The 24,282-nt window shown below is 71.8% G+C and carries 17 protein-coding genes; 10 read left to right on the top strand and 7 right to left on the bottom strand.

All coding sequences use genetic code 11. The annotated features are described in order from the left end of the window. Positions 1 to 18 precede the first annotated feature (18 nt). On the top strand, positions 19 to 1,959 hold the full coding sequence (gene recQ, locus IAG42_RS14690) for a DNA helicase RecQ (RefSeq protein WP_188337445.1): 1,941 nt from the start codon (positions 19 to 21) through the stop codon (positions 1,957 to 1,959). A gap of 205 nt (positions 1,960 to 2,164) precedes the next feature. Here the strand turns inward: recQ and fahA are convergent, their stop codons facing one another. Beyond that, on the bottom strand, positions 2,165 to 3,424 hold the full coding sequence (gene fahA / locus IAG42_RS14685) for a fumarylacetoacetase (protein ID WP_188337444.1): 1,260 nt from the start codon (positions 3,422 to 3,424) through the stop codon (positions 2,165 to 2,167). Between the two features lie 384 nt (positions 3,425 to 3,808). On the opposite strand from fahA, the gene IAG42_RS14680 reads away from it, so the two are divergent. The 4 genes from IAG42_RS14680 (at position 3,809) to IAG42_RS14665 (ending at position 10,408) form a co-directional block, all read left to right on the top strand. Continuing rightward, positions 3,809 to 8,557 (top strand): DUF6531 domain-containing protein, encoded by a 4,749-nt coding sequence (locus tag IAG42_RS14680; protein WP_188337443.1) that lies wholly within the window; start codon positions 3,809 to 3,811, stop codon positions 8,555 to 8,557. A gap of 48 nt (positions 8,558 to 8,605) precedes the next feature. After that, positions 8,606 to 9,067, top strand: a complete 462-nt coding sequence (locus IAG42_RS14675) for a hypothetical protein (protein ID WP_188337442.1) — start codon at positions 8,606 to 8,608, stop codon at positions 9,065 to 9,067. A gap of 17 nt (positions 9,068 to 9,084) precedes the next feature. After that, positions 9,085 to 9,537, top strand: a complete 453-nt coding sequence (locus IAG42_RS14670) for a hypothetical protein (RefSeq protein WP_188337441.1) — start codon at positions 9,085 to 9,087, stop codon at positions 9,535 to 9,537. 64 nt (positions 9,538 to 9,601) lie between these two features. Then, complete coding sequence (locus IAG42_RS14665; RefSeq protein WP_188337440.1) at positions 9,602 to 10,408, top strand: HAD family hydrolase; 807 nt, start codon at positions 9,602 to 9,604, stop codon at positions 10,406 to 10,408. A gap of 203 nt (positions 10,409 to 10,611) precedes the next feature. Here the strand turns inward: IAG42_RS14665 and IAG42_RS14660 are convergent, their stop codons facing one another. Continuing rightward, complete coding sequence (locus IAG42_RS14660; protein ID WP_223206006.1) at positions 10,612 to 12,651, bottom strand: CocE/NonD family hydrolase; 2,040 nt, start codon at positions 12,649 to 12,651, stop codon at positions 10,612 to 10,614. A gap of 215 nt (positions 12,652 to 12,866) precedes the next feature. Between IAG42_RS14660 and IAG42_RS14655 the strand changes: the two genes are divergently transcribed. From IAG42_RS14655 to IAG42_RS14640, 4 genes are all read left to right on the top strand, one after another. After that, positions 12,867 to 13,877, top strand: a complete 1,011-nt coding sequence (locus IAG42_RS14655) for a polyprenyl synthetase family protein (protein WP_188337438.1) — start codon at positions 12,867 to 12,869, stop codon at positions 13,875 to 13,877. A 236-nt stretch (positions 13,878 to 14,113) separates the two neighbouring features. Next, positions 14,114 to 15,397, top strand: a complete 1,284-nt coding sequence (locus tag IAG42_RS14650; RefSeq protein ID WP_188337437.1) for a LolA family protein — start codon at positions 14,114 to 14,116, stop codon at positions 15,395 to 15,397. A gap of 87 nt (positions 15,398 to 15,484) precedes the next feature. Next, complete coding sequence (locus IAG42_RS14645) at positions 15,485 to 16,444, top strand: ABC transporter ATP-binding protein (protein WP_188337436.1); 960 nt, start codon at positions 15,485 to 15,487, stop codon at positions 16,442 to 16,444. Then, positions 16,431 to 17,321 (top strand): ABC transporter permease, encoded by an 891-nt coding sequence (locus IAG42_RS14640; RefSeq protein ID WP_188337435.1) that lies wholly within the window; start codon positions 16,431 to 16,433, stop codon positions 17,319 to 17,321. The genes IAG42_RS14645 and IAG42_RS14640 overlap by 14 nt, the downstream gene beginning before the upstream one ends. Here the strand turns inward: IAG42_RS14640 and IAG42_RS14635 are convergent, their stop codons facing one another. Together IAG42_RS14635 and IAG42_RS14630 are read right to left on the bottom strand one after the other, a co-directional pair. Beyond that, positions 17,322 to 17,909, bottom strand: coding sequence for a flavodoxin family protein (locus IAG42_RS14635; protein ID WP_188337434.1), 588 nt, complete (start codon positions 17,907 to 17,909; stop codon positions 17,322 to 17,324). 150 nt (positions 17,910 to 18,059) lie between these two features. Then, on the bottom strand, positions 18,060 to 18,509 hold the full coding sequence (locus IAG42_RS14630; protein WP_188337433.1) for a VOC family protein: 450 nt from the start codon (positions 18,507 to 18,509) through the stop codon (positions 18,060 to 18,062). 194 nt (positions 18,510 to 18,703) lie between these two features. On the opposite strand from IAG42_RS14630, the gene IAG42_RS14625 reads away from it, so the two are divergent. Further along, positions 18,704 to 20,074 carry an outer membrane protein assembly factor BamB family protein gene (locus IAG42_RS14625; protein ID WP_188337432.1) on the top strand — a complete coding sequence of 457 codons (1,371 nt, stop codon included), beginning with the start codon at positions 18,704 to 18,706 and terminating at the stop codon, positions 20,072 to 20,074. Positions 20,075 to 20,102: 28 nt separating this feature from the next. On the opposite strand, the gene rarD is transcribed toward IAG42_RS14625, so the two are convergent. From rarD to IAG42_RS14610, 3 genes are all read right to left on the bottom strand, one after another. Beyond that, entirely contained in the window at positions 20,103 to 21,026 is a 924-nt protein-coding gene (rarD, locus tag IAG42_RS14620) for an EamA family transporter RarD (RefSeq protein WP_188341388.1), read from the bottom strand. Between the two features lie 202 nt (positions 21,027 to 21,228). After that, the gene (locus IAG42_RS14615) at positions 21,229 to 22,281 is read right to left on the bottom strand and encodes a 2-oxoacid:ferredoxin oxidoreductase subunit beta (protein ID WP_188337431.1); all 1,053 of its coding nucleotides are present in this window, start codon (positions 22,279 to 22,281) and stop codon (positions 21,229 to 21,231) included. Further along, on the bottom strand, positions 22,274 to 24,220 hold the full coding sequence (locus tag IAG42_RS14610; RefSeq protein WP_188337430.1) for a 2-oxoacid:acceptor oxidoreductase subunit alpha: 1,947 nt from the start codon (positions 24,218 to 24,220) through the stop codon (positions 22,274 to 22,276). The genes IAG42_RS14615 and IAG42_RS14610 overlap by 8 nt, the downstream gene beginning before the upstream one ends. Positions 24,221 to 24,282: the final 62 nt, after the last annotated feature.

Genomic DNA, 24,282 nt, shown 5'->3' with positions numbered 1-24,282 from the left:
GACGACGGGACAGAGGGTATGACTGAGGTGACGGAGCGCGAGGCCGTGCAGAGCGAGGCCCTCGCCACGCTCCACCGGGTGTTCGGATACGACGCTTTCCGCGGCGAGCAGGAAGCGGTCATCGAGCACGTGGTGAGCGGCGGCGACGCGGTCGTGCTCATGCCGACCGGCGGCGGAAAGTCGCTGTGCTACCAGATCCCGGCCCTGGTCAGACCCGGTACGGGCATCGTCGTCTCGCCCCTGATCGCGCTCATGCAGGACCAGGTGGACGCGCTGCGGGCGCTCGGCGTGCGCGCCGGGTTCGTGAACTCGACGCAGGACTTCGACGAGCGGCGCACCGTCGAGGCCGAGTTCCTCGCGGGCGAGCTGGACCTGCTCTACCTGGCGCCCGAGCGGCTCCGGCTCGACGCCACGCTCGACCTCCTCTCGCGCGGCAAGATCTCCGTCTTCGCCATCGACGAGGCGCACTGTGTGGCGCAGTGGGGCCACGACTTCCGCCCCGACTACCTCACCCTGTCGGTGCTCGGGCAGCGCTGGCCGGACGTGCCGCGCATCGCGCTGACGGCGACCGCGACGCACGCGACGCACCAGGAGATCACCCAGCGGCTCGGCATGCCCGACGCCCGGCACTTCGTCGCGAGCTTCGACCGGCCCAACATCCAGTACCGGATCGTCCCCAAGGCCGACCCGAAGAAGCAGCTCCTGTCCTTCCTGCGCGCGGAGCACGAGGGCGACGCGGGCATCGTGTACTGCCTGTCGCGCAAGTCGGTCGAGGCGACCGCCGAATACCTGTCGAAGAACGGGATCGAGGCCGTGCCGTACCACGCGGGCCTCGACGCGGGCACGCGTGCGGCGCACCAGTCGCGGTTCCTGCGTGAGGAGGGCCTCGTCGTCTGCGCGACCATCGCGTTCGGCATGGGCATCGACAAGCCGGACGTGCGTTTCGTGGCGCACCTGGACCTGCCGAAGTCCGTCGAGGGCTACTACCAGGAGACCGGCCGCGCGGGCCGTGACGGCCTCGCCTCCACAGCCTGGATGGCCTACGGGCTCCAGGACGTGGTGCAGCAGCGCAAGCTGATCAACATGGGGGAGGGCGACGAGGCGTTCCGCCGCCGGGCCTCCTCGCACCTGGACTCGATGCTGGCGCTGTGCGAGACGGCGCGGTGCCGGCGCGCCCAGCTCCTCACGTACTTCGGGCAGGAGGCGCCCGAGTCCTGCGGCAACTGCGACACGTGCCTGACCCCGCCGGAGACCTGGGACGGGACCGTTGCCGCGCAGAAGATCCTCTCCACCGTGGTGCGGCTCGACCGGGAGCGGCGGCAGAAGTTCGGCGCGGGCCAGATCATCGACATCCTGCTCGGCAAGCGCACCGCGAAGGTCATCCAGTTCGACCACGACCAGCTCTCCGTGTTCGGCATCGGCGAGGAGCTGGCCGAGGCCGAATGGCGGGGCGTGGTCCGGCAGTTGCTGGCGCAGGGGCTGATCGCGGTCGAGGGCGAGTACGGGACGCTCGTGCTCACCGAGGAGAGCGGGTCCGTGCTCGGGCGGCAGCGGGAGGTCCTGCTGCGCAAGGAGACGAAGCCGGCGGCCGCTCCGCGGGCCCGGCGGTCCAGGTCCGGGGGCGGCACCGCTGCCGCGGCGGCCGAACTGCCCGCCGAGCTGGTCCCCGTCTTCGAGGCGCTGCGGGCCTGGCGGGGCGCCCAGGCGAAGGAGAACGGGGTCCCGGCGTACGTCATCTTCCATGACGCGACGCTCCGGGAGATCGCGATGCGCCGCCCGGCGTCGGTCGCGGAGCTCGGCACGATCGGGGGGGTCGGCGAGAAGAAGCTCGCGACGTGGGGGGAGGGTGTGCTCGGTGTTCTGGCGGGCCTCGACGGTTCGGCTCCGCCGGCCTCGTCGTCCGCTCCGGAGCCCGAGCCTTTCGACGAGGCCGAGCCTCCGGAGGACATCGACTGGTAAGTCGCCGGGTGCGGCTCTCGTCGTGGCTGGTCGCGCAGTTCCCCGCGCCCCTGGAAGGCTGCGGCTTCGCCGCGCCTTCCCCCGATCAAAGGCGCCGGACGCCTTGATCGGGGAGATGCCACCCGAAGGGTGTGCATCTCAGGGGCGCGGGGAACTGCGCGACCGGCCCCCACCGGGCCGTCACCCGGCGACGAAACCCACTGACCTACGGCGCGACCGGAGCCGGGACGATGCGGCCCGTGACCTCGCCCAGGCCGACCCGGGTGCCGCCGGGCCCGGGGGCCCACGCGCTCAGGGTGACGACATCCCCGTCCTCAAGGAACCCCCGCTCAACACCATCGGAGAGCTTCAGCGGCCGCGTCCCGTTCCAGGTCATCTCGATGAGCGACCCGCGCTCGTTCTCCTCGGTCCCCGAGATCGTGCCGGAGCCGTACAGGTCACCGGTGCGCAGCGACGCCCCGTTGACCGTCATGTGGGCCAGCATCTGCGCCCCGGTCCAGTACATGCCGGAGAAGGGAGGCTCGGAGACGACCTCGCCGTTGAGGGACACCGTGATGCGCAGGTCGTATCCGGCGGGCTCGGCGTCCGGCGCCGAGTCGTCCAGGTACGGCAACAGCGGAACGGTCCGCTCGGGCGCCGCCACCCGCGCCGCGTCCAGCGCGTCGAGCGGCGTGATCCACGCCGAGACGGACGTGGCGAAGGACTTGCCGAGGTGCGGGCCGAGCGGCACGGTCTCCCAGTTCTGGATGTCGCGCGCCGACCAGTCGTTGAGCAGGCAGATGCCGAAGACGTGGTCCCGGTACCCGGCCAGCGGCACGGACGTGCCCTGCGCGGACGGGGTGCCGACGACGTAGCCGACCTCGGTCTCGATGTCGAGGCGGACGGACGGGCCGAAGACCGGCGCCGGGTCCGAGGGGGCCTTGCGCTGCCCGGAGGGGCGGACGACATCGGTGCCGGAGACCACGACGGTGCCGGCGCGGCCGTGGTACCCGACGGGAAGGTGCTTCCAGTTGGGCTTCAGCGGCTCCTCGTCAGGGCGGAACAGCCGGCCCAGGTTGGAGGCGTGGTTCTCCGACGCGTAGAAGTCGACGTAGTCCGCGACCTCGAACGGGAGGTGCAGGGCGACCGAGTCGAGCGGGTGCAGATGCGCGCGGACGGTCTCGCGGTGGGCCGGGACGGTCACCCAGCCGGTCAGCGCGCGCCGCACGTCCGACCAGGCCGTGCGGCCCGCCGCCAGCAGGGGGTTGAGGTTCGGCCGGGCCAGCAGGGTGCCGTAGGGGGAGCCGAGCGCGGCGGCGACGGCGCCCGCGTCCAGGACGTGGTCGCCGAGGCGGACGCCGACGCGGGGCTCCTGTCCCGCGGGCGAGAAGACGCCGTACGGCAGGTTGTGGGCGCCGAAGGGGTGGCCTTCGGGGAGGTCGAACGGGTCGAGCGGGGTGTGCTCGGACGTGGCTGCGGGTGCCATGCCTACGGGCCTCACTTTCCATTCGGGGCGGGCGAGCCACACGTTACGTGGGAGAACGCCGTTCGGGCAGTGCCTGAAGAGTTCGTCATGTCCGGAAGGTCCCTCGGGGCCGATCGTGGGGGCGATCGCGGGGCCGATCACGGTGTCGATCACGGGGTCGACCCCGGGTCGACCACGGGCCGACCCCGGGCCGATACCGGGCCCGTGCCCGCCGCCGGCGGAATCCCGCGGCCGGAGAACGACGTGGTCCGGCGCCCGCGCGTGCTCGCCCACCAGGCGTGAAGTCGATCACCGTCGCTCTTCGCCGAGGAACTATCCTTCGCATGCTCGCGTCAATCCGAGCGGTGATGGTGGCACGGCCGAGACGACGGGGGTCGCGGAGACATGGGTTACACGATTCCGGGCTGGCTGGACGAGATCCTGGACTTCATCGGGATCAACTTCCCGAACGTGGACGAGGACGACTACCGCGAAATGGCCGACGCCATGCGGGAGTTCGCGGAGAAGTTCGAGGGGCACGGCGGCGACGCGCACCTGGCGTTCTCCCGGATCCTGTCCTCCTCCGAGGGCTGGGCCGTCGACTCCATGGAGAAGCACTGGAACAAGATCAAGGCCAGTCACCTGGAGAAACTCCCCGAGCTGGCGCGGCTGTTCGCGGACGCGTGCGACACGCTCGCCGAGATCATCGAGTGGATGAAGCACAAGGCCGAGGCCGAACTCGCCATCATGGCCGGGTCGGTGGGCCTGTCGATCGGTCTCGCGTGGGTGACGGGCGGTCTGTCGGCGATCCTGGGCGCGGTCGAGATCCAGGCGATGCGGCAGTGCGTGAAGCGGATCATCGACGAGGCGGTCGAGCGGATCGTCGACGAGGTGATCGCGAAGCTGACCGAGCCGGTCAACGCGAAGCTGGAGGCGATGGTCGAGGACATGGTCCTGGACCTGGCCGAGGGCGCGTTCACGATGCCGCCCGCCGAAGGCCCCGGCGGCGGTGGCGGTTCGCACGGCGGCGGCAAGGGCGGTGTGCACATCGCCTCGGCCGGCGACGGCGGCTCGTCCGGCGGTGATGGTGCGGGCAAGCGCACGAGGATCGACCACACCGAGTTCGAGGACGGCGCGGGCAAGGTCTCCCGGCACGGCAGCGAGCTGCACCTCGCGTCCTCCGACCCGCTGGGCCGGGCCCGCGGCGCGTTCGGCCGCAGCAAGGGCCGCGACCCGTTCACCCAGGCCTTCGACAGCGTGCTGCACGGCGCCCTCAAGGGCTCCGAGAAGGCCCTGAAGAAGATCACCAAGCACATCACCGAGACCGTCCCCGAGCGGGTCAAGGGCGCGTCCCGCACCCACAAGGGCAAGGACCACGACGTCCGCGACAAGGTCGACGCCATCACCGGCGGCAAGAAGGACGGCGACGGCAAGGGCGGCGTCCGCACCCGGATCAACGACTTCGTCAAGCGCCTGCCCGACTCCACGAAGGACGCCTGGGACAAGGCCCGCGACAAGGCGATCGGTCTCGGGCAGCGCCGCTGCAAGACCGACCCGGTGGACGTCGCCAGCGGCGAGATGGTGCTCCACCAGATCGACCTGACCCTGCCGGGCGTCCTGCCCCTGGTCCTCGAACGCACCCACATATCCGGCTACCACTACGGCCACGCCTTCGGGCCGAGCTGGGCCTCGACCCTCGACGAGCGGCTCGAACTGTCCGGCAGCGGCGCCGTCTGGGCCCGCCCCGACGGCTCGCTCCTCACCTACCCCCGGCTGCCGCGCGAGGAGGGCGAGGAGGTGCTGCCGCTGGAGGGCGCGCGGATCCCGCTGTCCTACGCCGGCCGGTCGGCCCTCGGCGACATCACGTACATGACGGCCGACGTGCGCTCGGGCCTCACCCGCCGCTTCGTCGGCAACCCGTACTCCTCGGGCAGCCTGTACTGGCTCAGCGACCTGGAGGACCGCAACGGCAACGGCGTCCAGTTCTCGCGCGACGCGCAGGGCCTGCCCTCCACCGTGCTGCACGAGGGCGGCTACCGGGTCCGCGTCACGCGCGACCCGGAGCTCGGCCGCGTCACCGCCCTCCACGTCGAGACGCCCGAAGGGCAGGTCCGCGTCGCCTCGTTCGGCTACGACGAGCACCACCGGCTGACCGGGGTGTCGGGCGCGCGCGACGTGCCGCTGCGGTTCACCTACGACGACGAGAACCGCGTCACGTCGTGGACCGACCGGAACGGTCACACCTACGGCTACGTGTACGACGCCGCGGGCCGCGTCGTGGAGACCGTCGGCCCCGACGGCGCGCTGTCCTCGACCTTCGCGTACGACACCGCGGCCCGCGAGACCCGGTTCACGGACTCGGCCGGCGCGGTCACCGTCAGCCGCCTCAACACGCTCGGCCAGACGGTCAGCGAGACCGACCCGCTCGGCAACACGGTCCACTTCGAGTGGGACCGCTACGACAACCTGCTGTCCCGCACCGACGAGCTGGGCCACACGTCCCGCTTCACGTACGACGAGTCCGGCAACCTGCGCACGATCTCCCTCCCCGACGGGCGCACCACCACGACCACGTACACCGCCCTGCACCTGCCGGAGACGGTCACCGGGCCCGACGGCGCGGTGTGGCGACAGCACTTCGACGACCGCGGCAACCGCACCGCGATGACCGCGCCCGACGGCACCGCGACGACGTTCACGTACGACGCGTCCGGCGCGCTCGCCACCGTCACGTTCCCGGACGGGGCGACGGAGACCCGCACCAACGACCCGGCGGGCCTGGTCCTCTCGGTGTCCGACGGGCACGGCGCCACGTACACCGTGCGCCGTGACGCCTTCGGGCGGCCGCTGGAGAGCGTCGACCCGGCGGGCTCCGTCACGCGCATGGAGTGGACCGCCGACGGCCTGCTCACCCGGCGCACCGCCGCCGACGGGACGAGCGAGGCGTGGACGTACGACGAGGAGGGCAACTGCCTCACCCACACCGGCCCCGCGGGCGGCGTGACCTCGTTCGAGTACACGTGGTTCGACCTCGTCGCCGCCCGCACGGGCCGCGACGGCGCGCGCTACACGTTCGCGTACGACACCGAGCTGCGCCTCACCGAGGTGTCCGACCCGCGGGGCCGGACGTGGAACTACCGGTACGGGCCCTCGGGGCTGACGGAGTCCCAGACCGACTTCGACGGCCGTACGACGACGTACGAGTACGACGCGGCGAGCCGGCTCGTCGCCCGGACGACCCCGCTCGGGCAGCGCATCGCCTTCACCTTCGACGCGGTGGGCAACGTGCTGGAGAAGGATGCCGCCGGCGTGCTCACCCGCTACGCCTACGACGCCGCCGACCAACTGGTCGGCGCCGTGTCGCCGACCTCCACGCTGTCCCTGGAACGCGACGTCATGGGCCGGCTGCTCACCGAGACGGTCGACGGGCACCGCATGCGCTTCGACTACGACGCGCACGGCGAACTCGTCTCGCGCACCACCCCCACCGGCGCCGTCACGTCCTACCGCTACGACAGCGCGGGCCACCGGACCCGGGTGGATCTCGCCGGGCACGCCCTCGACTTCACCCACGACGTCCTGGGCCGCGAGACCGCCCGCACCCTAGGCCCGGCGGACGCGCCGGTCACGCTCGCCTCCGGGTGGGACGCGCTCGGCCGGCTCTCGACCCGCTCCCTGACCACGTCCCGCGGCACCCTGCGCGACCGCTCCTACGGCTATCGCGCCGACGGCTTCCTGAACCGGATCACGGACCGGCACGACGGCACCGACCAGCGGATCGAGCTCGACCCGGTCGGGCGGCCCGTCGCCGTCACTGCGGGCGAGTGGACCGAGCGCTACGCCTACGACGACACCGGGAACCAGACCGACGCCCAGTGGCCCGACGCCGCCCGGTCCACCGGGAGCCGCGGCGAACGCGCCTACGAGGGCACCCGGCTGCGGGGCGCGGACGGACTGCGCTACGAGTACGACGACGCCGGACGCGTCGTCCTGCGCCAGAAGCGGCGGCTGTCGCGCAAGCCCGACACCTGGCGCTACGTCTGGGACGCGGAGGACCGTCTCGTCGCGTGCACGACCCCGGACGGCACCGAGTGGCGCTACAGCTACGACGCCCTCGGCCGCCGCACCGCCAAGCACCGCATGGCGGCGGGCGGCAGCGGCGTGGTCGCCACGGTCCGCTACGCCTGGGAGGGCACCCAGCTGGCCGAGGAGACCGACTCCACCACCGGAGTCACCCTGACCTGGGAGTACGAGGGCCTCCAGCCGATGTCGCAGCTGGAGCGGCGGATTCCCGCGGACGCCGGGCAGCGGGACGCCGGACAGCAGGTGCAGCAGGTGCAGCAGGACCAGCAGGAGGTGGACAGCCGTTTCTTCGCCATCGTCACCGACATCATCGGCACCCCGACCGAACTCGTCGGCGAGCAGGGCGACATCGCCTGGCACAAGCGGTCCACGGTCTGGGGCATCACCACGCGCAACCGCGACGCCCAGGCCCACACCCCGCTGCGCTTCCCCGGCCAGTACGCCGACCCGGAGACGGGCCTGCACTACAACCTGAACCGCCACTACGACCCCGAGACGGCCCGCTACGTGTCGTCCGACCCGCTCGGCCTGGTGCCCGCGCCCAACCCGGCCGCGTACGTCGTCAACCCGTACACGTTCATGGACCCCGAGGGCCTGATCGCGAAGGGCTGCACACAGGAGAGCGGCTGGTACGGCGGTCTCCTCCCGGCCAACAAGAAGGCGGACGGGACGAAGTATCCGCAGGCGATGGAGGTCAACCACATCCCGGCCAAGTCGGCCTACAAGGACGTCATCGAGCCCGGCTTCTACATCGCGAACAGGCCGCACAAGAAGCAGAAGGTCAACAACGGCCCGGCCATCCGCATGGAGCGCGACCACCACGAGAAGCTCTACAGCACCGGCTACTCGCTGGAGTCCCAGGCGTGGCAGCAGTACCAGCGCGAGCTGATCAACTCCGGGCGGATCACCGAGGCGATGCGCATGGACATCGACGACATCAAGCGGCGCTTCCCCGGCACCTACGATCAGCACATCAAGGACATGGTCGACAGCCTGAAGGACAACAAGCCCCTCCAGGACATGCTGAAGAAGCGAGGATGGAAGATCGACGAGGCCGCCCTCCTCGCGTGAGGCCCGCGGCACGTCGTCCAGGACACCGAGGAAGACGAGGGACGGAACATGGAACTGGAACTGCTGCCGCTGGTCGGTGCGGGGCCGCTGCGGCTCGGCATGTCGCCGCAGGAGGCGCGTGACGCGGTCCAGGAGTGGGGGCTGCTGCGCGTGGCCTCCGGCGACCCGGAGCCGGGCCAGATCCTGCTCAAGCACGACGCGTCCGGCCTGAACGTGATGCTCGGGTTCACCAAGGGCGCGCTGAGCGGCGTGGAGCTGTTCCGCTTCCTGGAGGAGGACTCCGACGTCCGGGTGCTCCTCGACGGCCTCGACGTCTTCCGCACCCCGAGCGTGGACCTCTTCGAGCAGCTCGCGGAGCGCGGCCACGAGATCACCGAGAACGACCTCGGCTTCGACGAACTGCCCGCCCTGAAGGTGATCCTCGCCAACCAGAGCAGCTACGAGTACCCGGTGGACGAGGACGGCGACCCGCTCTACTACGACTACGTGCGCCTGGCGGACCGGATCTGACGCGCCGTGGACCGGCGGTGAACCCCCAGGAGAGCCCCGCCCGGCGCAGGCTCCGCGAGCGCCGGGAGCGGGCGGCCCTGGCGGCCGTCGAGTCGGGGCTCGGGGACCTGTGGACCGGGCGCGGCCTGACCCCGGACGCGGAGCCGACCTGGACCCGGGCCGCGATCGAGCGCGCCTGGTCGATCCACACCGAGCCGGACGCCCTGCTCCCCGACGACTGTCCGCCCGGCGTGCTCGACTCCTGGATCGAGGCCCGGCTCGCCGAGCGCGGCGTCGGCGGAGTCGTCCACGTGGCGAGCCATGTGCGCCCGCGCCCCTGGCTGGAGTGCCGGCTGCCCGCGACGGGCTGGGCTCAGCGGGTGCGGGGCGCGGTCGAGGAGCCCTGGATGTTCCTGTCCCTCCCGCTCGGCCGGCTCGTGATCGTCACGGAGGCGGAGCACTTCTTCGAGTGCCGCGCGGCCTCGGCCTGACCCCTTCGAAGGACCCTTCCCAGCGCGCCCACACGCCCGTTGCGCGATCCGTATTCTTCGGCCCATGGCCGCCAACGCATATGCCCTCATCGCCACCGACCTGGACGGAACGCTGCTGCGCGGCGACGACACGGTCTCCGACCGGACCCGCCGCGCGCTCGCCCTGGCCACCGCGACGGGGGCCCGGCACATCGTCGTGACGGGCCGGCCCGCACCCCGTGTCAAGGACCTCCTCGACAGCCTCGGCGGCGGCGGGCTCGCGGTGTGCGCGCAGGGGGCGCAGCTCTACGACGCCGGGACGGACCGGCTGCTCTGGTCCCGCACGCTGGACCGGGAGCTGGCCGAGCAGGCGCTCGGGAAGATCGAGGCGGAGGTCGGCCAGGTCCACGCGGCCGTCGACCAGGACGGCGTCGACGGCCTGACACTGATCGAGCCGGAGTACCGGATGCCGCACCCCACGCTCCCGGCACAGCCCGTGTGGCACCGGTCCGAGCTGTGGGAGCGGCCGATCAGCAAGGTGCTGCTGCGCCACTCCGAGCTCGGGGACGACGCGCTGGCGGCGGTCGCGCGGGGGGCGGTCGGGTCGCTCGCGACGGTCACGATGTCCGGGCCCGGCACGGTGGAGCTCCAGCCGCTCGGGGTCACCAAGGCGACGGGACTCGAACGCGCCGCGGAGCGGCTGGGCGCCGGGGCCGCGGAGACGATCGCCTTCGGTGACATGCCGAACGACGTGCCGATGTTCCGCTGGGCGGGGTGGGGGGTGGCGATGGCCGCCGCGCACCCCGAGCTGCTGGCCGTCGCCGACGAGGTGACTTCGTCGAACGAGGACGATGGTGTGGCGGTGACCCTGGAGCGCCTGTTCGGGGCGTGATCCGTCGCGTAGCCGGGTGCCGCTCCGGTGGGGGCTGGTCGCGCAGTTCCCCGCGCCCCTGAAATGCAGACGCTTCGCGTCGCATTTCCCCGATGGAGATGGCGCACGGAGTGTGCCCTTCAGGGGCGCGGGGAACTGCGCGACCAGCCACGACGGTGGGAGAGCCGCCCGCGAACAGGGACCGCGCAGACGGGAAGGCGCCCCTACCCCGAGACCCGCGGCACCTTGCGTTCCCAGGTCCGGTGGAAGACGACCTCGTCCCCGTCCCGGCACACGACCTCGTCGAACGTCACGAACTCCCGAGCCGTGCAGGAGACCTCCGACCGGCTGGAGACCCGCGCCTCCCACCCCCGCTCGGCCCGGTGCAGCCGCACCGACCACTCCGAGCGGGCCCGGGCCGACAGCGGGTCGTCCTCCCGCACGGCATACGTGTCCCGCCCGTCCTCGGCGTACTCGAGCCCGTCGGGATGGACCCGCACACCCCCGCCCCCGGCGACCGCTTCCAGCGTCCACTCGCCCGCGGCGACGTCCCGTACGACGAGCCGTTCGGGCCGCTCCTCCTCGTCGAGGGCGACGGGGCGGACGACGCCGAGGGGTTCGGACTGTTCGGGCCCGGCGAAGGCGGAGGGCGGGGCGGTCTCGGGGTCCTCCGAGCGGACGGGGAGTTCGAGGGCGCTGCCCGCCGGGTCGAGGGTGAAGCCGCGCTCGGAGCCGGGCTGGGGCCAGATCCAGGGCCAGTACGCGGAGGACACCGCGAGCCGGATCCGGTGCCCCGCGGGGAACACGTGCCCGATGCCGGTCAGCTCGAAGGTCACGTCCTCCGTCATGCCCGGAACCATCGGCACGTTCACCGAACACCCGTGCCGCGCCGTGAAGTTGAGCACGCCGCGCGTCACGAGCGTGGAGGAGCCGTCGGGCGCGACGTCGCACAGCCGGGCGATCGCCTGCCCGCGCGGCACGGGCGAGGTGACGCGGAGGCGGACCCGGGGCAGCCCGAGCACCGTGAGGCCGCCGGCCGGCACCACGAACTCGAAGCACGCCGACTTCGCGTCCTCGTCCCGCTGGTCCGGCGGCAGGTCCGCGTCGCCGCCGAGCGGCACGTAACGGCCCGCGTCCACGCCGGTCTGCTGCGGCGAGCGCACGAGCACGGGCGCGCCCTGGAGCTCGTACGAGGTCGGGGTGAGGTGCGGGGAGGGCCAGGAGGGCTCGCCGACCCAACGGCCGGGGAGCTCGGCGTAGACGGTGGCGGGCGGGTGGGAGTCGCTGATCCAGGCGCGGAGCTTCGGTTCCCTCATCACGCCGCTGTCCCGGTCCTTGAGCCAGTGGTCCCACCAGCGCAGGGTCTCCTGGAGGAAGCCGATGCCGGGGCCCGGCGGCCGGCAGCGGTCGGGGTACTGGTGCGACCAGGGGCCGACGATGCCCCGTACCCGGTCGTCGGGGAGTGCGGCGACGAGCCGCAGGACCGTGTCGCGGTACGGGTCGTGCCAGCCGCCGACCGCGAGGACGCCGGCCTCGATCGCCGCGTGGTCCTCGCGGACGGAGCCGCCGCCGCGGTGGGACAGCCAGGTGTGGACGGGCGGTTCGACCGCCTCCAGGCGCTCGGCCCAGATGTCCTTCCAGCGGTCGCCGACGAATTCGGGGTCCGGCGGCAGGGACGCGGCGGCGAGCAGCGCCGCCGACCGCGCGTGCAGGTCGGCGGCGAGCACGGAACCACCCGTGCGGTGCCGGTCGTTGTCCTCGTGACCGTCCGGGGCGCAGACGGTGACGACCGCCTTGAGCGGCTCGGGCGCGAGGGCCGCGATCCGCAGGCAGGCCAGGCCGCCCCGGCCGATGCCGAACATGCCGACGCCGCCGGTGGACCAGGGCCGCCCGGCCAGCCAGTTCACGACCTCGACCCCGTCGGCGAGCTCCTGCTCGCCGAGCGCCTCGCCCGGAAGGCCCTCCGAGTTGCCGTACCCGCGCACATCGACCCGTACGGAGGCGTAGCCGTGGCCCGCGTAGTAGGGATGCCGCTGGTGGTCGCGGGCGGCGGTCCGGTCGGAGAGACGGTGGGGGAGGTACTCCAGGAGGACGGGGACGGGCTCGTCGGTCGCGGGGCGCCACACGCGGGCGAACAGCGTCGTGCCGTCCGGCAGCGGGATCCGGACGTCCTCGTGGATCACGTCGAACGGCAGGTCGGTGCGGATGCGGGGTGTCGGCGGTTCCGGCGCGGTATCCGTGGCGGTGCGGGACAAGATGGTCACCCCTGGTCGTATCGGCTGATCAGGAACATACCGGGGGCGTCCGAAAGGCGCCTGGGCGGGACAGTCCGGGAAGGCGCCCCCTGTGATCGAAACGCGACCGGATACGCTGACTTGAGTGATGGCAGCGACACATCGACAAACCGTGTCATCGACCGAATGATCGACCGAGTTCGCCATGTGATCGTCGTGATCGTCAGCAGACAGGAGACCCACTCGTGACCGTCGTCGGGACTTTCGGTCTTAGCGTTCGGGACCAGGCTCTCGAAGCCGATGTCCAGGCCGGATTGGCGGCTGTCGAGGAGGGACTCCTCGAAGCCACCAAGAGCGAGGTTCCCTTCATCACGGAGGCGGCCCAGCATCTGGTGCGCGCCGGGGGCAAGCGCTTCCGGCCGCTGCTCGTGACGCTCGCCGCGCAGTTCGGCGACCCGTACGCGCCGGGCGTCGTGCCCTCGGCCGTCGTCGTCGAGCTCACCCACCTCGCCACGCTCTACCACGACGACGTGATGGACGAGGCGGACGTGCGCCGCGGCGTGCCCAGCGCCAACCAGCGCTGGGGCAACTCGGTGGCCGTCCTCACCGGCGACTTCCTCTTCGCCCGCGCCTCGCACATCCTCGCCGACCTCGGCCCGGACGCCGTCCGCATCCAGGCGGAGGCGTTCGAGCGCCTCGTCACCGGCCAGATCCTGGAGACCGCGGGCCCGGCCGACGGCCGCGACCCGGTCGACCACTACCTGGACGTGCTCGGTGGCAAGACCGGCTCGCTGATCGCCGTGGCGTGTCGTTTCGGCGCCATGATGTCCGGCGCCGACGAGACCGTCGTCGACGTCCTCACCCAGTACGGCGAGCGGCTCGGCGTCGCCTTCCAGCTCGCCGACGACGTGCTCGACATCGCCTCCGACTCGCACGAGTCCGGCAAGACCCCGGGCACCGACCTGCGCGAGGGCATCCCGACGCTGCCCGTGCTGCGGCTGCGCGAGCGCGCCGAGAAGCTCGGCCTGGCCGAGGACCTGGCGCTCGTCGAGCTCCTGGACTCCGACCTCACCGACGACGCGCGCCACGCCGAGGCCCTCACCCGGCTGCGCGCCCACCCGGCACTCGAACAGGCCCGCCGCGACACGGTGCGCTACGCGGAGGAGGCGCGCTCCGCGCTCGCCCCGCTGCCCGAGTGCGAGGCCAAGTCCGCGCTGGTCGAGCTGTGCGACGCCGTGGTGCACCGGGCCGGCTGAGCCGCCTCCGCTGCGCCACCCGGAGGGGATGTGACGCCCCGTGTCATCCCGTAGGCGTACGCGGAGTTGATCCCGGGGTCTGACGCCTTCGCGGTGCCGGTTTGGTCAGATTGAGTCATCCACTCCTTACCGATTCAGGACCGATTCGGGTGAGAATGGCGGCTCGGAGTGGGACACAGACCGACGAGTGCACAGGACGGTAGGCCGCCGCCGATCACGGAGGTAGGGCAACAGACATGGCACCGTACGCATCCGAAGACAGCCAGGACGGCGGGGGCGCCGGCACCGGCGCCGGGCGGCGCAGGGCGGCCCGGTACGCGGTCCCCGTGGCGGTGATCGGGGTGGCCGCGGCGACGATCGGGCTGGTCCCGGCGCTCGCCGACTCGGGCGACCCCGACCTGCCGAAGATCACGGCTCAGGAACTCCTGGAGAAGATCGCGGCCTCGGACACCGAGCAGCTGTCCGGCACCGTGAAGATCCACACCGATCTGGGGCTGCCCGCGCTGGGCGGCGGCGCGGCCGGCATGCTCGGCGGCGGCGGTGGTGACGAGGGCGGCGGCGACGGCTCCTCGGCCGACCCCAAGGCCAAGCTCACCGAGCTGGCCACCGGCACCCACACGCTGCGCGTCGCGGCGGACGGCCCGGACCGGCAGAAGCTGTCGATCCTCGACGACGCCGCCGAGTACAGCGTGATCCACAACGGCGCCGACGTGTGGGCCTACGACAGCAAGTCGAACGAGGCGTACCACGCGAAGGACACCGGAAAGCACGACGGCTCCGGCGACCGGGCGAAGGAGCGCGGGGACGAGCTGCCCGCCACCCCGAAGGAGCTCGCGGACGAGATCATCAAGGCGTCCGGCGACACCACCGCGTACAGCGTGGACGGCACGTCGCAGGTCGCGGGCCGGGACGCGTACCGGCTGCAGATCAAGCCCAAGCAGTCCGGTTCGACGGTCGGCGCGGTCACGATCGCCGTCGACGCGAAGACCGGTACGCCGCTGAAGTTCACGCTGACCCCGGCGAGCGGCGGCGCGGCCGTCGTCGACGCCGGCTTCACCAGCGTCGACTTCGGCAAGCCGGCCGCGTCCACCTTCGAGTTCAAGCCGGCCAAGGGCACCAAGGTCACCGAGGCCGACGAGCTGAAGGGCAAGGAGCTCAAGGACCACGAGCTCAAGGGCAGGGGCGAGCAGCCCGGCGACCACCCACAGCGCGCGCCGAAGGGCGCCGAGGGCGTCGACGGGGCCCAGGGCCCGAAGATCATCGGCGAGGGCTGGACCTCGATCGCGGAGCTGAAGCTGCCGGAGGGCGCGGGCCTCGCGGGAGGCGGCGCGGCCCCGGAGGGCATGCCGGCCGACGCCCAGACGTTCCTGGACTCGCTCGGCGACAAGGTCAAGGGCGACTTCGGCACGGGCACGGTCTACTCGACCCGCCTGATCAACGTGCTGATCACCGAGGACGGCAAGGCCTACGCCGGAGCCGTCACCAAGGAAGCGCTGGTGAAGGCCGCCGAGGCGCGCTGATCCGGAGCGAACCGAAGCGGTGCGGGGGTGGGGCGTCATGCCCCGCCCCCGCACTGCGTCCATCCGAGCCGATCCGAGGGAGGGGCAGTGGCCACGCCGGTCAGCGGGACCCAGCCGGTCATCGAGACGCACGAGCTCAGCAAGCGGTACCGCGGCGGACAGCTCGCGGTCGACGGGCTGAGTCTGACCGTCCCGGAGGGCGCCGTCTTCGGCTTCCTCGGGCCGAACGGGTCGGGCAAGACGACCACCATCCGCATGCTGATGGGCCTGATCGAGCCGACCTCCGGCGCCGCGCACGTGCTCGGCCGGCCGATGCCGAAGGCGACCCGGACGGTGCTCCCGCAGGTCGGCGCGCTGATCGAGGGCCCCGCCCTGTACGGGTTCCTCTCTGGCCGGGACAACCTGCTGCGCTACGACGCGGCGGACCCGACGGCCGACCCCCGCACCCGCCGGGCCCGGGTGGGCGCGGCCCTGGACCGGGTGGGCCTGGCGGCCGCCGCGGGCAAGAAGGCGAAGGCGTACTCGCTGGGCATGAAGCAGCGGCTCGGGCTCGCGGCCGCGCTGCTCCAGCCGCGCCGGCTGCTGGTCCTGGACGAGCCGACGAACGGCCTGGACCCGCAGGGCATGCGCGAGATCCGCACCCTGGTGCGGGAGCTGGCCTCCGACGGCACGACCGTCTTCCTGTCCTCGCACCTGCTCGACGAGATCGAGCAGGTCTGCACGCACGCGGCCGTGATGACGCGCGGCCGGCTGATCACCCAGGGCCCGGTCGCCGAGCTCGCGGCGGGCGCCCGCGGCACGCTCAGGGTGACGACGCCCGACCCGGCGGACGCGGCCCGCGTCCTGAAGGAGCACGGGATCACGGTCCTGGAGAGCGCGGAGGACCGGGTCACCGCCGACCCGCCGCCCCCGGAGACGGACCTGGCGGACCTGAACGCGGCGCTGGTCGCCGCGGGAGTACGCGTACGGGGCTTCGGTGTGGAGCGGGCCTCGCTGGAGGACGCCTTCGTGGCGCTGACCGGGGAGGGCTTCGATGTCGCGGGCTGAGACGGCGGCGGCGCCGGTGGTGCGGGCGAGCCGCTTCTGGTGGACGTTCGGCCTGTTCCGGAGCGAGCTGGGTACGACGTTCCGGCGCTGGCGCACGCTCGCGCTGCTCGCCGTCCTGGCGGGGGTGCCCGTCCTGATCGGCGTCGCGGTGAAGATCGAGACGAGCGGCGGCTCGGGGGTCGGCGGGGGAGGGCCCGAGGGCGGCGGCCCCGCGTTCATCGCGCAGATCACGAACAACGGGCTGTTCCTGGTGTTCACGGCGCTGGCCGCGACGCTGCCGTTCTTCCTGCCGATGTCGGTCGGGGTGATCGCGGGCGACGCGGTGGCGGGCGAGGCCAACGCGGGCACCCTGCGCTACCTCCTGGTGGCCCCGGCGGGACGCACCCGCCTGCTGCTCACCAAGTACGCGACGACGATGACGTTCTGCGTCGTGGCGACGCTCGTGGTGGCGGTGTCGGCACTGGTCACCGGGGCGATCCTGTTCCCGCTCGGCGATCTGACGACCATCTCGGGGACCACGATCGGCTTCGGCGAGGGCCTCGGCCGCGCCTTCCTGATCGCCGTCGTGGTGGCGCTGTCCCTGGTCGGCATCGCCGCGCTCGGCCTGTTCGTCTCGACGCTGACGAACAGCGGGATCGCGGCGATGGCCACCACCGTCGGCCTGCTGATCACGGTCCAGATCCTCGACCAGATCCCGCAGCTGCACGCGATCCAGCCGTACTTCTTCTCCCACTACTGGCTGTCCTTCGCCGACCTGATGCGCGAGCCGGTCTACTGGACCGAGCTGGTCAAGAACCTCGAACTGCAGGCCCTGTACGCGGCGGTCTTCGGCTCGGCGGCCTGGGCCCGCTTCACGGCGAAGGACATCACCGCCTGATCACTCCGTGTCGTACGGGTACCGCGCGAGCGGAGCGTCCTGGGCGAAGAAGGTCTTGGCGCGGGTGAGCGCGGCGGTGTCGGTGAGGACGTCGCCGGGCTTGCTGCCGTTGCCGAGCAGGACGCCGCCGAAGCGCATGCCGAGGTAGGCCGCCGAGTGGTTCAGCGTGCCGACGAGCGGGTCGGCGACGACCTCCTCGGTGTGGGCGAGCGCGGTCACGCCCCACAGGGTGCGCCCGCCGAGCGTGTCCTTGAAGTCGACGCCGGGAGTGCGCAGCCAGCCCGACCAGTGGTCGAGGTAGCGCTTGGTGAGCGTGGAGACCGAGTACCAGTACAGCGGCGAGACGATCACGAGGTCGGTCGCGGCGAGCGTGGCGTCGAGCAGCAGGGCGGCCGCGCCGTCGCGCGGCCGCACATGGTCGCTGTCGTGCCGCAGGTCCTCGAACTCGGGCAGCCGGTGCTCGGAGAGGTCGATCCAGGTCTGTCCGGTGCTCGGCGGCAGCTGCTCGGCCGCCTTGCGGGCGAGGATCTCGGAGTTGCCGCCGGAACGGCTGCTGCCGAGCACGAACAGGAAATTGCGGTCGGACATGGCTCCCCCTGGGACGCGGAACGGTCAGTACATGCATACGCAGTATATGCAGATGCATGAAACTTTGGGGAGCCCGAGCCCGAGCGCGAGTCGATCCCGAGTCGATGTCGAGCCGATCCCGAGCCCGAGCCGAGGCCAGGGGCGGCCGCCTCACTGCACGTCGAACTCGTTCCCCTCCGGGTCGGTCATCGCCACCCACGAGCCGCCCTTCTCCTTGAACTCGCCGACGGTGCGCGCCCCGAGCCCGGTCAGCCGCTCGACCTCGGCGGCCCTCCGCTCGGCGCCCACGTGCAGGTCGATGTGCAGCCGGTTCTTGCCGGACTTCGCCTCCGGGACGCGCTGGAAGAGGATCCGCCGCCCGAGCCCGGTGCCGCTTTCCTCGTCCACCCGGTCCTCCGGGTGCCGTACGGCCACCAGGTCGCGGAACGCGCGGCGCCCCCAGCGCTCCACCGTGTCGCCCTCGTCGAGCGCCCCGAACCCGAGCAGCCTTCCGATCAGCGCCGCGTTGTCCTCGATCTCGTAGCCGAGGGCGGCGGCCCAGAACTCGGCCTGGGCGTGCGGGTCGGCGGCGTCGACGACGAGCTTCCAGTCATAGGTCATGTGACCAGTTATAGAGCGGCATTAGGACAGAACCAGGACGCTTCGGAGCATCGGCTCACTTACGATGATCTTCGCTCGAACGGCCGGGGGGCCGGCGGGCGGCGGCGGACGCCAGGGGGGTGACGCCGCACGGGGGCTTGGGACATGTGCAGCCTTGGGGGCGCGTGATGTCGGGAAGACGCTGGATAGGCCCAGTGGTGACGCTGGCCGTCGTCCTGGGCGGGATCGGGTCGCTCGTGGCCTGGTACCTGTCGAACGAGGGCTATCTGCCGGGGGACGCCATGGTGCGGTCCTGGTCGGCGCAGAAGGACCGGGCGGGGGAGGCCGGCACGGCGGACGACAACTGGGTCGTCGGTGACGTCGCCGTCCGCAGCAAGGACGACGCGGTCACCGGGTACGGGATCGCCGCGGGCCAGGACGGCAAGAAGCTCTGGGAGTACGTGCCGCCGGGCCGGGGCGAGATCTGCGGCACCGCGGAGCACGCGGGCACGGGGGCCGTCCTGGTCGCCCGGGGCGCGGCCGGCGGCGACGTCGCCGGGCTGCCCGGAGCCGGCTGTACGACGATCCTGGCGCTGGACGCCAAGGACGGCCGGGAACTGTGGAAGGAAGAGGCGAAGCCCGCGAAGGACGCGTTCGGCGACGCCGTCCCGGGGAGCGCCCCGACCCTGGACGCGCGCGGTGACCTCGCCGTGGTCGCCCAGGACCGGCGCCGCCCGGAGCCCGACGCGCAGGGCAACCCGGTGCGGCAGAACGGCAAGAGCGACGACGTGACGCTCCGCGGCCTGGACCTGCGCACCGGCAAGCTCCGCTGGACGGCCGAGCTGCCCGACCGGTGCGGGCCGCAGAGCGTCTCCATGGGCGAGAAGCGCGTCTTCGCGGTCCTCTCCTGCGACGCGGGCGGACGGGACGAGCGGGAGGTGTCCGAGCTGACCGTGGCGGCGTTCGACCGCGCGACCGGCGCTCTGGCGTGGAACGCGCCGATCGACGACCGGCGTCCGCTCGACCCGAAGACGGCGGTCGGCATCGAGTCGGTCGACCCGCTGGTGCTCTCGGTCGGTGCGGCCCCGGACAATCCGGCGACCAGCAACCCGTCGGCGAGCGAGGCCGGTGTGTTCGTCCCGTTCGACGCGAACGGCCGCCCGGGTCCCGTCATCGACGCCTCGCGCGACAAGGGCGTGATCAACGCGGGCGACCGGATGCAGACGGCGGTCGCCGGCGACCGGCTCTACGCGCTGTCCGGCTACTGGCAGAAGGGCAACCACGACATCGTCGTCGCCTTCGACCTCAAGACCGGCGAACAGGTCTGGTCGGAGGAGATGGACAACCCGGCCCCGGCACTGGCGGTGCTCGATGGGCGGGTGACGGTCCTGAACGAGTGGTCCACCCAGGCGGAGGCGATCACCACCGTGGTCGAGCTCGACCCCGACGACGGCGAAGAGCTCGACGAACGCCACTTCCGGGACGAGGTGCCGGGTCCCGTGGGCGGGATGTACGCGCACGACGGGCGGCTCATCACGGCGAGCCAGGGCGGCGGCGCCCCGTTCACCGCCTACGAGCGCTGGTGACCACCGGCACCTGGCTGGCGCCGGCTGACTAGACCGTCCCGACCGCCTCGTCGGCCGCGCTCTTCCCGGAACCGGAGGGCGTGGCGGCCGCGGCGGCCCGGGCCGCGCGGGCCAGCTCCGTGCGGCCCGCGCGGGCGGTGCGCAGGGCGTCCCAGGTCAGCACGATCAGGGCGACCCAGACCAGGCCGAACCCGGCCCAGCGCTCGACCGGCATCTCCTCGTGGAAGTAGGCGATGCCGAGCAGGAACTGGAAGACCGGGGCCAGGTACTGGAGCAGGCCGAGGGTGGACAGCGGGACGCGGATCGCGGCCGCGCCGAAGCACACCAGCGGGATCGCCGTCACCAGGCCGGTCGACGCGAGCAGCGCCGCGTGCCCCGGGCCCTCCGCGGTGAACGTGGAGCCGCCCTGGGCGGTCAGCCAGAGCAGATAGCCGAGTGCGGGCAGGAACTGCACGGCGGTCTCGGCGGCCAGCGACTCCAGACCGCCCAGGTTCACCTTCTTCTTCACGAGCCCGTACGTGCCGAACGAGAACGCGAGGATCAGCGAGATCCACGGCGGCCGCCCGTAGCCGATCGCCAGGACGAGCACCGCGAGGACGCCCGTGCCGACGGCCGCCCACTGCGCGGGCCGCAGCCGCTCCTTGAGGAGCAGGACGCCGAGCGCGATCGAGACCAGCGGGTTGATGAAGTAGCCGAGCGAGGCCTCGACGACATGGCCCGCGTTGACGGCCCAGATGTAGAAGCCCCAGTTCACGGTGATCACGGCCGCGGCGATCGTGACGAGCCCGAGCCGCTTCGGCTGCCGCAGCAGCTCCCGCAGCCAGCCCCACTTGCGCACGAAGAGCAGCGCGACGGCGACGACGACCAGCGACCACACCATCCGGTGGGCCAGGATCTCGATCGCCCCGGCGGGCTTGAGCAGCGGCCAGAACAGGGGCACGAGGCCCCACATCCCGTACGCCGCGAATCCGTTGACGAGGCCGATGCGGCTCTCGTTCCTCGCCTGCTGCGCCGCAGCCCCTGCCGCCCCGTCCTCCACGGACCCTCCTCAAGACACACGGCAGCCCCGCGGCGGCCATCAAGCAAGGTAGCGCCGCGGGGCGGTCCATGTCATGCCCGTATCGCCATACGGTCCTGACGGGCGTTCTCGGAGGTCAGCCGACGACGGTCCAGGTGTCGCCGCCCGCGAGGAGCGCGGCCAGGTCGCCCTTGCCGTCTCTCTCGACGGCGGTGTCCAGTTGCTCGGACATCTGGACGTCGTAGACGGGCCGGCGGACGTTGCGGAACACGCCGATCGGCGTGTGGTGCAGGGTGTCCGGGTCGGCCAGCCGGGACAGGGCGAAGGCGGTGGTCGGCGACGCGGCCTGCGCGTCGTGGACCAGGATGTCCGCCCGGTTCGCGTCGGTGACCGGCACGACCTTCAGGTCGCCGGTGGCCTGGTCGCGCACGACGCCCTTGGCCCCGTCGGCCCCGAAGGTGATCGGCTGCCCGTGCTCCAGGCGGATCACGGCCTCCTCGGCCTGCTCCTTGTCCTTGAGGACCTCGAAGGCGCCGTCGTTGAAGATGTTGCAGTTCTGGTAGATCTCCACCAGCGCCGTGCCGGGGTGCTCGGCCGCCTCGCGCAGCACCGACGTGAGGTGCTTGCGGTCCGAGTCCACGGTCCGGGCCACGAACGAGGCCTCCGCGCCGATGGCGAGGGACACCGGGTTGAAGGGCGCGTCGAGCGACCCCATCGGCGTCGACTTGGTGATCTTCCCGACCTCGGAGGTGGGGGAGTACTGGCCCTTGGTGAGTCCGTAGATCCGGTTGTTGAAGAGGAGGATCTTGAGGTTGACGTTGCGGCGCAGGGCGTGGATGAGGTGGTTGCCGCCGATGGAGAGGGCGTCGCCGTCGCCGGTGACGACCCAGACGCTGAGGTCGCGGCGTGAGGAGGCGAGGCCGGTGGCGATGGCGGGGGCGCGGCCGTGGATGGAGTGCATGCCGTACGTGTTCATGTAGTACGGGAAGCGGGAGGAGCAGCCGATGCCGGAGACGAAGACGATGTTCTCCTTGGCGAGGCCGAGTTCGGGCATGAAGCCCTGGACGGCCGCGAGGATCGCGTAGTCACCGCATCCCGGGCACCAGCGCACCTCCTGGTCGGACTTGAAGTCCTTCATGGACTGCTTGGCCTCGGCCTTGGGCACCAGGTTCAGGAGTGACTCAGTCATCGATGGTCTCCTTGAGAGCCGTGGCGAGCTGCTCCGCCTTGAACGGCATGCCGTTGACCTGGTTGTAGCTGTGGGCGTCGACGAGGTACTTCGCCCGGACGAGGGTGGCGAGCTGTCCCAGGTTCATCTCCGGGATCACCACCTTGTCGTAGCGCTTCAGCACCTCGCCGAGGTTGGCGGGGAAGGGGTTGAGGTGGCGCAGGTGGGCCTGGGCGATGGTGTCGCCGGCGGTGCGCAGGCGGCGGACGGCGGCGGTGATGGGGCCGTAGGTGGAGCCCCAGCCGAGGACGAGGGTGTCGGCGTCGCCGGTGGGGTCGTCGACCTGGAGGTCGGGTACCTGGATTCCGTCGATCTTGGCCTGGCGGGTGCGGACCATGAGGTCGTGGTTGGCCGGGTCGTAGGAGATGTTGCCGGTGCCGTCCTGCTTCTCGATGCCGCCGATGCGGTGTTCGAGGCCCGGGGTGCCGGGGATCGCCCAGGGGCGGGCGAGGGTCTGGGGGTCGCGCTTGTAGGGCCAGAAGACCTCGGTGCCGTCGTCCAGGGTGTGGTTGGGGCCCTGGGCGAACCGGGTGCGCAGATCGGGGAGTTCGTCGACCTCGGGGATCCGCCAGGGTTCCGATCCGTTGGCGAGGTAGCCGTCGGACAGGAGGAAGACGGGGGTGCGGTAGGTGACCGCGATCCGGGCCGCTTCCAGGGCCGCGTCGAAGCAGTCGGCGGGTGTGCGGGGCGCGACGATCGGTACCGGGGCCTCGCCGTTGCGGCCGTACATGGCCTGGAGGAGGTCGGCCTGTTCGGTCTTGGTGGGCAGGCCGGTGGAGGGGCCGCCGCGCTGGATGTCGACGACGATCAGGGGCAGTTCGAGCGACACGGCCAGGCCGATGGTCTCGGACTTCAGTGCCACGCCGGGGCCGGAGGTGGTGGTGACGGCGAGGCTGCCGCCGAAGGCCGCGCCGAGTGCGGCGCCGATACCGGCGATCTCGTCCTCGGCCTGGAAGGTGCGCACGCCGAAGTTCTTGTGCCTGGACAGCTCGTGCAGGATGTCCGAGGCCGGCGTGATCGGGTACGAGCCCAGGTAGAGCGGCAGATCGGCCTGGGTCGAGGCGGCGATCAGGCCGTACGAAAGGGCCAGGTTCCCCGAGATGTTGCGGTACGTGCCCGTCGGGAACGCGGTGGAGGCCGGCGCGACCTCGTAGGAGACCGCGAAGTCCTCGGTGGTCTCACCGAAGTTCCAGCCGGCGTGGAACGCGGCCAGGTTCGCCTTCATGATCTCGGGCTTGCGGCCGAACTTGGCCTTGAGGAACTTCTCTGTGCCCTCGGTGGGCCGGTGGTACATCCACGACAGCAGGCCCAGCGCGAACATGTTCTTGCTGCGCTCGGCCTCCTTGCGCGAGAGGTCGAACTCCTTCAGGGCCTCCACCGTGAGCGTCGTGAGCGGCACCGGATGCACGTGATACGCGTCCAGCGAACCGTCCTCCAGCGGACTGACGTCGTAACCGACCTTCGCCATCGCCCGCTTGGTGAACTCGTCCGTGTTCACGATGAGTTCCGCACCCCGCGGCACATCGGCGATGTTCGCCTTCAGCGCGGCCGGGTTCATCGCCACCAGAACGTTCGGCGCATCACCCGGCGTCAGGATGTCGTGGTCCGCGAAATGCAGCTGGAACGACGAAACGCCCGGCAGTGTGCCTGCGGGCGCCCTGATCTCCGCCGGGAAGTTCGGCAGAGTCGAAAGATCATTGCCGAACGACGCCGTCTCCGATGTGAAACGGTCGCCCGTGAGCTGCATGCCGTCACCGGAGTCGCCCGCGAACCGGATGATGACCCGGTCCACGCGCCGCACGTCCTTGCCCGGTGCCCCCGCGTGTGTGCGCTGTTCTCCGACGACCGCGCTGTCGGCCCCGTCGGCCTGCTCGGCGGTGCTACTGACCTGGCTGGTCACTGAACTGGACCTCCCTCGAGGCGGCTGTGCGGGCTGGGCCGTCCCACCGGCCTTCCCAAGGT

Origin of the sequence: Streptomyces xanthii (assembly GCF_014621695.1) — a bacterium.
In the GTDB taxonomy this organism is placed as follows: domain Bacteria; phylum Actinomycetota; class Actinomycetes; order Streptomycetales; family Streptomycetaceae; genus Streptomyces; species Streptomyces xanthii.
Note: the sequence above shows the minus strand (reverse complement) of the source record. Positions and strands in the feature narration are given on the sequence as shown.